Consider the following 12,942-nt stretch of genomic DNA (forward strand, 5'->3'; position numbering starts at 1 on the left):
CGGAGGTGGGTAAAGTCTCGTGTAGCCGTGACTTATAGTCGCCAAGGCTTTTCAAACAACCTCTAAGAGTTTCAGAGAGTTATTGCGTAAGTACTATTAAATTCGTGGCTGTTTTTATAATTATATTTCTATTGGAGAAATCTATTTTTTTTGATTTCATTTATTTGGGATAGCTTAACATAGACGATTATTTAGATGTAGCGATTTATGTTAATAAAAGATAGTCCGTGATTTCTCAACAAGTCCTATCTTTTATTAGCATTGTAAATAGGATTTATTGAAATTAAATCCCATTCACCAACATTAGGAATGGCAGTTTTGGCATTCCTATATGGCTATATGTCCCAATGCATCAAATCTTCTCAGGGACATAAATTAATGACCATTAACCATTACCAACGACGGTGTTGGCATTGCCCCATGTGTTAGCGTTGACGGTATTACCAGCATTGCTGACAATGCTGTTGCTTTGTTGGTTGTTGTAATAACTCCAACCACCCAAAACTTGAGCTACTTCACGACTTTCAGAGAGTTCGCTGAGGAAGCTTTCAGAATCTTGGAACAATTCAGAACCAGCAGGACGTAATTCAGAAATTTTAATGGAAGCCATGATGTTTTTCCTTAAATAAAATGGGTTGAGGAAATTTTGTGAGAGAATTAAACGTTTGTTTTGTTTAATCCTTGATTTCATTGTTATTGAATAAAGCTTGAAAATCAAGCTTTTTAAGTCGCTTTTAGAGACACAACTAAAGCTTTTATGTCTCTAAATTAAAATATTGCTTTGGCAGTAAACTCTATTGGGATAGGGATATAGCTTTACTACGCCTCATCCCTTTTCTCCTCTTGAGAAGATTATCATTATTAAATATTTATCTGCTCTACTCTTTCTTGTTTTTTTTGGAATAATTTATTCTTTGGAAGTCCCTTACATTCAAAAAGTAAATGATTTTATGTCTAATTTTACAGACATTAGTGTAGGAGTTTTGTCTTTTAATGTCGTTTCTGAGGGATTACATCTCTGAAGATTGTTTGAAAAGTGGTTGGCTGTGATTTTAATTGCATTCTTACCCCCCTTAATCCCCCCTTAGAAAGGGCTACGGTGTACACACAAGTACTATCTGAAAGGGTTTCAGGCGTTATAGACCCCTTCAATTGTCATTACGAGCGCAGTGACAACGGAGCGAAGTAATTACATAATCCCGTGAGTTAAAGCGATTGTTTCGTCGTTCCTCCTCGCTGCGGACAGGCTTTCAGAGCGATCGCACAATCCTATTGCTAGAGGACGAAACCAAGTCTCAGGTGGAATTTCACGACTTGTGTGTACACCGTAGCTTTCTAAGGGGAGGGTTAGGGAGGGGTAAAAAAATATTTGATACATCAATCATGACTTTTCAAACATCCTCTGAGAGGATGTTTGAAAAGTGGTTGGCTAGTTGCAATCTGCTGTAAGTAGCCATCATGAACTGCCTACACCATAACAGATTAAAATAGGATAATTCGGATAGTATGATTTTCCACAGAGGTCGTGTCCACCTGCTGCGTAGTTATTCATGAGAAGTTAAAGTAATTGGGAGCATCCCAATTTGACAAAAATAAAAGAATCCAGATTATTCGCGATGGAAACTCGCGAATAATCTGGAGATTCAATCTTGTGGTTATTCTGACTCTTGGTGAGATCCAGAACTAATATCTAACAGACAATCATCAATATGAATTATTTTCTGTATATCATCCCAAATATAACGTCTAAAAACAAACATGACGGCATCAAGATGTTCAAAGGTTAGGCTTCGGGATGAAAACTTCAACAATTAGAGTCTAACTGTTTAACAATATCAACTTTAGCCATTTCTTTCTTTAGCCATTCAGAAAACAAATTTGAAGCAATTTTTTGGTATAGCTCATTATCTAATTCCGGTTGAATAATCTCCTCCACCAAAATCAGATGTACTCCCGAAGATGTCACTATAGGTTTGAGAAGTTGGGGGGGCTTGGCAGCAAAGACAGCAGCGGAGATTTCCGGCTTCAAATCCTGACGATACACTATCCCCCGGTATCCACCTTTACGACGTAATTCCCTATCCTGGATGTATTTGTGAGCAACATCATAAAAACTTATCTCACCTTCTTTGATTGCATAAAAGAGTTCTATCGCCAAGTCTTCATCATCCAGAAAAACCTCATATATGACCACACCGGCATAATCTAGCTGGTGTTCCAAGAAATACGGTTCAACTTTATCTGCAAACAAATGAGCAGCTAACTTCCGCGAAATGACGGTGCTATAGACAATTTCTTCATAATCATCTATAGAAAGACTATATGTTTCCAACCACGCCCAGGTATCATCAGCACTATTGAGTTTGTTCATTAACCGAATTTGGTCTGCTACTTTCTGAAGTTCCTCTGTCTCTACTTTGAGACTCGCCTCAAATGCGGCGTTTTCTACAACCTTGCGGGCAACAATCGTCTCAATAAACTCAGGAATTTTGCAAGATAGTTTGACTTGAGAAAGAATATCTTCGCTGGTAATAGTGATAGTTTCTAACATGATGCTATTTCTAAGTAAATAGACGACATTAAATGATAATTGACCACGGGGCGATCGCGAACTCAAACACAATACATATCAATGAGTGAAGGAGTTACGGGGATTAATCCCAGAGATTTAATCATATTAAAAAAAAGTAAATATCCTACTATTACAGTAGCCACAACGCTCTATAATTTTAAACCGCCCTTCTGCAACTGCTTAAACGGATCGAGCAGAAAATCTATAATCCGACGCTGGCGCACAATTACCTCAGCCGTTGCCGTATCTCCAGGATGCAAGGCAATACACTTATTAGCCGAGGGAATACAATTTTGTTTTAGGGAAATTTCCAAGTCATAAGCTGCTACCTTTCCATTAGGTGTCTCCACATCTATGGTAGTAGGAGAAATCTCTAATAATCTTCCTTCCAGAACGCCATAATCCTGAAATGGATAAGCATCAAACTTTAGCTTGACTGGCAATCCTCTTTGCAAAGAACCACTTTCAGTTGTTGCCATTTGTGCCCGAATTATTAAAGGTGAATCTTGCGGTGCAATCTCCGCTATCATTGTTCCTGGCTGCACTACAGCTCCAGGCCGTTGTATGGGTAACTGAAACAGTTTACCATTTACGGTGGCTCTTAATTGTCGTTGTCCTAACTGAAATTGTAACGAGACAATCTGACTTTTATTTTGAGCAATTTCTGCCTGAAGCGTAGTAATTTCTGTCTCTAAATTCTTCTGTTGTTCTTCAATTTTTAGCAGAGCCATCTGACCAGAGCGAGTTAAAGTCTGATAACTTCTTTCCTGTTCTTTAATTCGCAACTGTGCCTGTTCAATATCTGCATTTGCTTGCCGAATAGTCCGCTCATAACTACTCTGTTGTTCTAGTAAACGTAGTTTAGCCTGCTGAATATCTGACTTATTTTGTTCGGATAACATTTGCTTATCCTTCGCTATATCTTGCTTATCCACAACATAAGTTTCTGCAATAATCCCTGACTGCCAAAGATTGCGATAGCGTTCAACTTCTCGCTCGCTACTGGCCAAACTACTGTTTATTAACTTCTTAGCAGTTTGACTATGGTCAAGAGTTTGCCGTGCCTGATTGACTTGAGCCAATTTTTCGTCTTTTTGTAAATCATAGGAATTCTTAAGAGCATTCAGATTCTGTCGCGCTTGATCGATTTGAGTCTGCTTTTCTAACTGTTGAGATTGATTCTGTTGCTGTTGAGTTGTCAAAGATACAACTAACTGACTTTTAGATAAATTTAACTGAGAAAATCGATTTAATTGTCCCTCTAACTTCTCCTGTGCCTGTCGCAATTCCGCTTTAATTAATTCCGATTCTAACACCAATAAAGTTTGCCCAACTTTAACTGAATCACCTTCCTTTACCCGAATTTCATCAACAGTACCTGCCACAGCAGCATCAAGCTTAACCGTCTTTCCACTTGGCTCAAGCCGCCCTGTTGCCGTACCAGTTTCATCGACCTTAGATAGCATCGCCCAAGGTAAAATAACCGATACAAAGACCACTAAAAAATATAGCAATCCTCTTGTCCAAACTTCGGGTAAGCTATCAAGTAAATCCTTAGTAACATCAGCCCAATCATCAGCCGATCTAGCTGGTGTTTGCTCTCTTAGAATTTTCTCACCCTGTTCTACCTCATAGATTTGGGTTTCAACCTTTCCATTCAATGTGTTTGGCATGATTTTTCCTGATATCAATTTGGGATTTGGGATTTTGGGAGTGGGGAGACAAGCAAAGCTTCCTTCTTGTTATCTTTTTTCACCCCGCAACATCCAATTGCTGATGATTGAGATAAAAATAATGTCCCCGCTTCGCCATCAACTCTTGGTGAGTTCCACTCTCAATCAATACGCCGCGATCCAGCACTAAAATCAAATCTGCATTTCGCACAGTTGAAAGGCGATGGGCGATTATTAAAGTGGTTCTCCCCTGAAGAATTGTGTTTAAATTAGTTTGAATAATCCTTTCTGACTCTGCATCCAGATGGGAAGTCGCTTCATCCAAAATCAACAGCTTGGGATTGCCTAATAACGCCTTAGCGATCGCAATTCTTTGTCGCTGTCCTCCAGATAACAACCCACCTCCTTCACCAATCTGGCTTTCATAACCCATAGGTAACTTTTTAATAAACTCATCGGCGCCCGCCAACCGCGCCGCCTCAATAATCTGTTCTAAAGTAGTTCCAGGATGCGCCAAGCTAATATTTTCCCGAATTGTTCCGCCAAACAAAAAGGTATCTTGGTCAACAACCCCAACCTGCTCGCGTAGAGAACGCAACGAAAGACTGGTAATATCGTGACCATCAATCAACACTTTGCCATCTGTGGGGGGATATAACCCCAAAACCAGCTTGGAAATCGTGGTTTTCCCCGAACCACTCCGTCCCACCAGGGCAACCATTTGCCCACTGTGGACTTCAAAACTGAGATTTTCCAAAACATTGATATCGCTTTCAGGGTGATAGCGAAACGTCACGTTGTCAAAGCGAATGTTACCTTGAATCGGTGGTAAAGATTGCCGCATTTGATGCTGTAAATCCTCCTCTGGTTCCGCATCTAAGACATCATTAATGCGTTCCACCGCAATCACCACTTCTTGTAATTGATTCCACAAAACTATTAATCGTTGGAAGGGCGTAATAATATTTACCAGTAACATATTAAATGCTACCAATTGCCCAATGGTTAGCTGGTTGTGAATCACTTGGTACGCGCCAAACCACAGCAAGATGGTAGTTACTACTGCTTCAATTGTGTTACTGAATATTTGCAAGCGATTGCTGATAATTTGCCCAGAAAAGTTAGTTTTTACTTCTTTACTTAATAACTCTTCCCAATGCCAACGCACAGTCTGTTCCACCGCTGTGGATTTAACTGTTCGTATACCAGAAAGGGCTTCAATCAGATAGCTACTTTCCTGGGCAACAGCATTAAATATTTCTCTAGAAATCTTTTGTAAAAAAGGTGTGGCAATCAATGCCAGCAGGACAAAAGGCGGTACAATCGCCAACACCAGCAACGCCATTTTCCAGCTGTACCAAAACATCAATCCTAAATAGATAACGACAGTGAGTAAATCTAGTAGGATGGACAACGCCTCACCGGAGAGGAAACGTTGAATTTTGCGGTTTTCCTGTACACGAGAGATAATATCCCCCACATAACGGGACTCAAAGTAACTTAAGGGTAGCCGCAGGGTATGGCGAATAAATCCCACAATTAATGCTAAATCGAGCTTATTCGCCGTGTGGTCTAACAGATATTGCCGCAACCCTGTCATCGCCACACGGAATAAACTAAAAATTAGTAACCCTAAACCCACCGCTGTTAAGGTGAGTTCAGAACGCTGCACCACCACTCGGTCTAAAATTAACTGGGTAAATAGGGGGGTAACAAGTCCAAATATCTGAATAAATAAAGAAGCGACAAACACTTCCAGAATTACCAAAGAGTGAGGCTTCATCAATTCAAAGAATTGCCAAAAGGGGGTAGAAGTCTCTTTGGTGTCCTTGAGCATGGCTGTCGGTTGCAGCAGCAATGTGTAACCAGTCCAGTTAGCTTTAAATTCGGCGTGGCTGAGGGTGCGTTGCCCAATGGCGGGGTCGCCTACAATAACGTGTTTGGGGGTAATTTGGTAGACAACAATGTAATGCTTGCCTTCCCAATGGGCGATCGCAGGCAATTTTTGCTTCGCTAATTGGTCAAGACTCGCCTTCACAGGTCGCGTGGAAAACCCAATATTTTCCGCCGCCGCCGATAACCCCCGCAGCGACGAACCATTGCGATCGACATTGGCCATATCCCGCAGGCGATTTACACTAAAATTTTTCCCCCAATAGCGAGACACCATCACCAAACAAGCTGCACCGCAATCCGATCCACTCTGTTGGGCAAAAAACGGATAGCGCCGAATCACACGCTGTAATAAATGTCCTACTCGCTGCGTGGAGTTGGGAAAATAGGCTTTGCTGATCTTTTTCTCGCGTGGCTTTACTGCTGGCGTTAACAAAATCTTTGTTTCGTGTGGCTCTATTGGGGGGTTATTTGCGTCCATCTGTTGGGGATTACGAGATAGCGCCTTAGCCCACAAATGTTCTCGAATTTGGGGATATTTAGCCATCAACGGCCACAACACTTCACCCGAAACAAAGCACAGTTGCAAGTTTACTGAAGCCCTGGCAGCGTAAGGTTTAAAGTCACCCTCCTTAAACAAGGTAAATTCTCCAAATGAGTCACCTGCCTCTAAAGTGGCGATTAACTCATCGGCGCTATCTAGCAACCTGACTTTACCAGCGATCGCAATATAAATTCCTGGTTGAGCATCAGTTCCTTGCCAGAATTTGCCGACTTTTGGGTTGATAAATTTACCTTGTTGAAGACAATGTTGATATTCCTCTGTCGAAAGAGAATAACCCAGAGTATTGTTGAAATCTTGCAGAGTTACTAATTGAGCAGATATATCTTGCGCCATGAATATTTACATCTTTTCCTAATTTTGCAAAGTTAATAGGTAAAAATTCGGAATTATCAGGAAGAACTGCCGATTTCAGGTCACTAATCAAAATTTTGGAACCTTGGATCTGTTCAGTGCTGCTTTGTTCAGAATTGCTGGGTTTTGGTAGCGTGGATAACCCCATCTGTTTGAGCAGTCGGTTAATATGGCGATCGCTTACCTCAATACCAAATTCTTTTGCTAGATGTTTCCCTAGCCAGTTTGTTGTCCACCGTCGAAAAACATACCCATGATCGCGAGGACTACTACTAACCAGTTCTTTTAAACGTTCTACATACTGGTCATTTATTGCTTTAGGGCGACCGATGGGACAATCTTGCCATAGGTGCGCCATTCCAGTCCGGGCTATGTGTATCCAATACCTTGCTGTTGCTGGACAACACCCCAAAATTTGACAAATTTCCGTTTGAGTTTTTCCCTCATCTGCCAACAACATGATTTCAATGCGCTGCCGGTAAGATTCAGGTAAAATTTTTTCCAAACTTTCTAACAGTAATTTTCGCTGAAATGATGTTAAATATTTACTGTTCGTTAAAATTGTATCCTTGCTTCCAATTCTCATTTGGTAGTCGTACATACACATACAATTCACTAGTTTTTTAGATACACGAATGCCTGATGTTTAATGCATGATCTAGCACTTATTTCTACTCTACGTAGAAATAAGTAGAAATATGCAAAAGCTAATTTTTCCTTACATAGCGGTTCTCGGTTGAGTGAGGTACAAGAACTCCACCCCTCCCCGCAAGCGAGGAGGGGACTATGGTGTATCTCATCTGATTAGGAAACGTTATAGCTGTAATAATTATCATGTTTTGTTTTTCATTCAATACAAGGACTTGAATGTTAACAAGTGATATTTTTTTTACAGCCAGGTTTCGTGTATTGCTTTTGTAGATATAGATTAGATTACAATTCCTAATTTATAAATTACGAAAATACTCGCTAAATTTTAATAAAATTTTTGTAAAGATAATTTCTTTTAACCAGAGAAAAAATAGCCATAACAAAATCCCTGTCATTAAGGATGAAAATTACTTTAAGAGCAGTTTTCAAGTGAATATACAAGGCGTAATGGCACTAGATTTGATAAGTATTAGTTTTTACTTAAAAATTACAAATCAACTTTGTAAATTCTGAAGAACGATCGATTAATTTTTTTTAAAACTGCATTTGTCATAAGTACTGTGGTGGCTACGCCCATCGCACGTATCGCATTTACCACAACCTCTGCCCAGACTACATTTCGGTTTTGATGCGTAAAAGTTTTGAACCACCATGAAACGCCTAAATTTAGGTTTTGTAAGGCTTTGAAAATAAGAGTGATAAATCCGCGTTACAATGCTTTCTCAAAAACTAAGTAGAACGACTTCAAAAAACCAAACTATGTAAAGAAAAATGAAATACCTTAAACTCTTTTTCCTTCTGCCTCCAGCTTAGCTGGCTTCTGCCGATTCCAATAATCAATATTCACACCTACCTACTTATATTTTATATAAAGTTATGTAAAATCATTATTTTATATATCTTCAATAACTTTCATGAGAGAATAATGAGGAAATTAATCGGAAACTCATTGCTGGAGTATGTTTGAGGCAAGAAAAGCAGCCGAAATTATAAAATTTACTGAAATTACTATGAATGGTATAAAAAGGTTATTAGGAAGTGAGAAGTGTTGATAGCAATAGTTTATGAAGTTCAACTTCATAAACCAGAAATAATATAATTCTACCCACAGATAGAAGCGCTCAGTTCTGCTGATATGCAATCAAGATTTTTTAACTTCCGTCTTAAACGAACTTATTTTTTTGTTCTCAAATGGCAAATTAAATTTCGATCAAAGGGAGAGTGACAGTAAATGTAGTACCGACTCCAACTTGACTATTAACTACAATTTCTCCCCCGTGTGCATCGACACACTTTTTGGCGATCGCTAGCCCCAAGCCAGTACCAGGTATATTTCCCACGTTGTCCGCACGTCGGAAAGGCTGAAACAGTCGTTTTTGGTTTTCTTGAGGAATGCCAATTCCCCAATCTTGAACTCGGAAAATTACCGCTTTTTCCTGACCAATTAGTTCAAAGCGCACCATGCCGCCCGGTAGTGAATACTTAATAGCATTGCTAAGTAAATTGCCCAAAATGTGCCGCAGTAAGCTTTCATCCCATAAAGCGTCATCTAATTGCCCAAAACTGGCGAACACCAAAGTCAGTTGCTTATCATTTGCAATCAATCGAACTTCATCGACCATTTGGCGGCAAAAAGCTTCTAAATCTAAGCAGATGACTTCAAAACCGAGTCTACCAGAATCAGCTTTACCGATGAATGTAACTTCATCCAATAGCTTTGCCATGTTTTTAATTGCCGAGCGAATCATTTTCAAATGATTCTGTTTTTTCTCTTGGGTTAATCTTTCATCCTGATTTTGTAGCAATCCAGCAGCCAAGAGAATAGTATTTAGCGGATTGCGGATGTCATGGGAGAGCATTGAGACAAATTCAGATTTGAACTGGTTGAGTTCATTGGCTTTTACGAGTTCCGCAGTTCGTTCTTCAACCCTAGTTTGTAACGTTTCATTGACTGTGCGTAATGATTCTAAAACTTGCTTGCGCTCGATCGCATAACGCAAAGAGCGAACCAACACATCTACATTTACCTGGCGCTTAACTAGATAATCTTGTGCCCCCTGACGCACTGCTTCAATTGCCAGTTCTTCGTCATTTGTATTGGTTAGGACAACAATCGGTACACTTGGCGCTCGATCGATCAGAGGAGGTAGAGATGACAATCCTTGACTGTCAGGTAGAGTTAAATCTAATAAAATAACGTCATAATTGCATTGATTTAGTTCCTGAAGTGCTTCCCCCAATCGCATCACATGAACCAGAGTAAACTCTTGGGACTGGGCTTGTTTCAGAAACTCTTGTAACAACCTAGCAGAAGCCAGGTTATCCTCAATTAACAAGATTTTTACTGAGTAGCTCACAACCATAATCTTCAGGTTTCACCCCCTATTGCTGCTCTATCTTGTCATTAGTCATTAGTCATTAGTTATTCTTCCCCTGCCTCTCCTACCTCCTCTGCTCCCCTGCCCCCTACCTTACTCCGATGGTAGCGTTACAGTAGAGAGCCAAAAATCTTCAATACTCTTGACGATTTGAAATAATTGGTTGAGGTTGCGAGATTTAGTGATATAGCAATTCACATGCAAATCGTAGCTGTGAAAAATGTCATCCTCATTTTTTGAGGTTGTTAGCACAACAACTGGAATACGCTTTAGTAGCGGGTCGGCTTTTATTTCCGCCAGCACTTCTCGACCATCTTTTTTAGGTAAATTCAAATCCAGCAGAATGAGGTCAGGGCGTAGTGCATCAGCATATTCACCTTCTTGGCGTAAATAAGCCATAGCATCTATACCATCCCTGACCGTTACCACTTGGTAGGGCACTGAACTGTTTTTCAACGCTTCTTGGATTAAGCGAATGTCAGCTTTATTGTCCTCGACCAAAAAGATGGTTTTGTGTTTTTCTCCCGTTTCTACGCTCAAGTTCGCGTCCTCCAACTGGAATCGTAAAGTAGAAGGTTGCGCCTTCACCCAGTTCTGACTCTACCCAGATCCGCCCCCGGTGACATTCGACAATCTTCTTACAGATGGCTAAACCCATACCTGTACCAGTATATTCATCCCGCGTGTGTAAGCGCTGAAAAATGACGAAAATGCGATCGCTAAATTTCGGATCAATGCCAATACCATTATCCCGAACTGAGAACAGCCATGCATCTTCTATCCTTTCTGCTCCCACATGGATTTGTGGCGTCTGGTCACTGTGGAACTTAATGGCGTTACCGATGAGGTTTTGGAATAGCTGCATCAGTTGGGTGCTGTCAGCCATAACTATTGGTAAGGGGTCGTGGGTGATAGTAGCGCCAGTTTCATTAATGCGTTGACGCAAATTGCCCAACGCCCGATTTAAGGCTTTCTCTACCTCGGTCATTTGACATGCGATCGCTTGCATATCCACTTTCGAGTATGCCAGTACGTCATCAATCAACGTCTGCATCAGGCTAACTCCCTGCACAGCGTAGCTGATAAACTCCTGAGCATCTTCGTCAAGTTCTTCGCTATAGCGCATCTCTAACAACTGCACGTAATTCACAACTTGATTGAGTGGTTCTTGCAAGTCATGGGAGGCAACGTAGGCAAACTTTTTCAATTCGGCGTTAGAACGTTCTAAATCCTGGGCTAACTGGGCTAGTTCATCGGCTTGACGCAGCACAATATTAACAATTGCTTTCCGCAATTCTAGTGCTGCTTTAACTTCTACATCTTTCCAAGGTAAAGATGTTAAGCGAACCGTTTCTTTCCACAATTCAAATGATTTGCGCGGACACAGACGAACATTTCCTTCTGACTGGTTAACTTCAAACGCTTTATTAGGATCGCCACCCCAATTTACAGTTTGAATTACTTCCGGTCTAAACCACAAAACATAATTCCGCTTGGCGATGGGAATCGCTAACAAACCACTGGCGACATTTTTAAAACCTTCAGCATCTGGATAAATTTGCGGCAAGGAATCTGTAGAGAAGACTTCTTCTTCAACATTATTCTTCAGCCATTGGACTAAAAAATTCAGGTCTTCTTCTCTAGGGGTTTCACCAACTACTGTGCAATTTCCCCCAAAACACACAGCTGCACCTTGAGCGCTGGCCAAATCTAAAAGATGCTGTGGGTTTTTAACTAAACCATCAATGAAGTTTTCTTCTTGAGACATGTATTCAATCAATATTGATTGAAGGTGTGTCAGGTTTATTCGGTGATAGTAGTCTTCTGTCTCTTCTCTTGCTGAGATTTCTGCAAATATCACTCGCCCCAAAAATTCGCAAGCTTTACGCAATTCGTAGGAAACATGTTTCGGGGATTGATGATGACAAGCAATTAGTCCCCAGAGTTTTTGGTCTTTAATTAAAGAGATCGTCAGCGAAGCACCAACACCCATATTATGCAAGTATTCTGTATGACAGGAAGCAGCACTTCTGAGAATAGAGTTGGTTAAATTAATCGGGCGATCGCTAATGGGATTATTGACAGGAAAAAGTTTGACTGGCTGAGAATAAGCATCAGGGATGATTCTGATCGAATTAGCAGCAAATAACTTTCTCGCTGGTTTGGGAATATCTGACTCTGGATAATGCAGCCCTAAATATGGTTCTAGGCTTTCTAGTTTTTCTTCAGCGACAACAGAACCATGTCCATCATCATCGAATTTATATAGCATTACCCTGTCAAATTCCGTTATTTTCCGAACTTCTTGAACGATAACTTGACAAAAATCGCGAAGATTTGCTGTTTTTTCTAATTGATTAATAGATGCTCTAGCTAGATGATAAAAGCTTAAAAATGGGATATTTTCTTGAGTAAGAGCAGGTTCTAATTCCAGAATTAAAAACCCTTCTGTATTACGGTGAAATACTGCATCCAATACTATATATTCATCACCTTTTTTTCGCACCCAAACTTTGGTGGGATTGATAAAATCAAGATTTTCCCCGGATAGCCCTGTTTTAATTCTCTCTATTTGAAAGGGATCGAGTAAATCTTCTAGTTTTTTGTGTAACATATTTTCGGGAGAAACTCCGAAAATCTTTAATGTATTAGTGCTAACTTGTAATATTTTTAGCTCAGGCTCCTCCAAAACTAACAGGACACCATGAGGCTGAATTTGGCTAGAAATATGAATCGGTGCCTCTTTCAAGCTAATTAAATTAATACCTGGTAATTGTAAGTTCATTTCCATGACGATCCTCCTGTGTTGTCCGGGAGCATCAAAACTAGAGTATCTATAATAATGCAGAATGATGAATG

Annotated in this window: 9 protein-coding genes; all 9 read right to left on the reverse strand. The window is 40.2% G+C overall.

Annotated features, from left to right (window positions below):
* Positions 1-385: 385 nt before the first annotated feature.
* The 9 genes from ACM0OX_RS01385 to ACM0OX_RS01425 all read right to left on the reverse strand — a co-directional run bounded on the left by ACM0OX_RS01385 (position 386) and on the right by ACM0OX_RS01425 (position 12,874).
* Positions 386-610: a hypothetical protein gene (locus ACM0OX_RS01385; RefSeq protein ID WP_414512435.1), complete on the reverse strand. Its 225-nt coding sequence runs from the start codon at positions 608-610 to the stop codon at positions 386-388.
* A gap of 579 nt (positions 611-1,189) precedes the next feature.
* On the reverse strand, positions 1,190-1,378 hold the full coding sequence (locus tag ACM0OX_RS01390; protein ID WP_414512437.1) for a hypothetical protein: 189 nt from the start codon (positions 1,376-1,378) through the stop codon (positions 1,190-1,192).
* A gap of 426 nt (positions 1,379-1,804) precedes the next feature.
* The gene (locus ACM0OX_RS01395; protein ID WP_414512438.1) at positions 1,805-2,551 is read right to left on the reverse strand and encodes a peptidylprolyl isomerase; all 747 of its coding nucleotides are present in this window, start codon (positions 2,549-2,551) and stop codon (positions 1,805-1,807) included.
* 170 nt (positions 2,552-2,721) lie between these two features.
* A complete protein-coding gene (locus tag ACM0OX_RS01400; protein WP_414512440.1) occupies positions 2,722-4,245 on the reverse strand; it encodes an HlyD family efflux transporter periplasmic adaptor subunit in 1,524 nt (507 codons plus the stop codon).
* Between the two features lie 79 nt (positions 4,246-4,324).
* Positions 4,325-7,036, reverse strand: coding sequence for a peptidase domain-containing ABC transporter (locus ACM0OX_RS01405; protein WP_414512442.1), 2,712 nt, complete (start codon positions 7,034-7,036; stop codon positions 4,325-4,327).
* Positions 6,930-7,655: a helix-turn-helix domain-containing protein gene (locus ACM0OX_RS01410; RefSeq protein WP_414512444.1), complete on the reverse strand. Its 726-nt coding sequence runs from the start codon at positions 7,653-7,655 to the stop codon at positions 6,930-6,932. The genes ACM0OX_RS01405 and ACM0OX_RS01410 overlap by 107 nt, the downstream gene beginning before the upstream one ends.
* A 1,249-nt stretch (positions 7,656-8,904) precedes the next feature.
* Positions 8,905-10,068, reverse strand: a complete 1,164-nt coding sequence (locus tag ACM0OX_RS01415) for an ATP-binding protein (protein WP_414512446.1) — start codon at positions 10,066-10,068, stop codon at positions 8,905-8,907.
* 108 nt (positions 10,069-10,176) lie between these two features.
* Positions 10,177-10,623 carry a response regulator gene (locus ACM0OX_RS01420; protein ID WP_114080291.1) on the reverse strand — a complete coding sequence of 149 codons (447 nt, stop codon included), beginning with the start codon at positions 10,621-10,623 and terminating at the stop codon, positions 10,177-10,179.
* Positions 10,568-12,874 carry an ATP-binding protein gene (locus ACM0OX_RS01425; RefSeq protein ID WP_414512448.1) on the reverse strand — a complete coding sequence of 769 codons (2,307 nt, stop codon included), beginning with the start codon at positions 12,872-12,874 and terminating at the stop codon, positions 10,568-10,570. Before ACM0OX_RS01425 ends, ACM0OX_RS01420 begins: the two co-directional genes overlap by 56 nt.
* Between the last annotated feature and the right edge of the window lie 68 nt (positions 12,875-12,942).

The sequence above is a fragment of the Nostoc sp. PCC 9305 genome (genome assembly GCF_963920915.1).
Lineage (GTDB): Bacteria > Cyanobacteriota > Cyanobacteriia > Cyanobacteriales > Nostocaceae > Nostoc.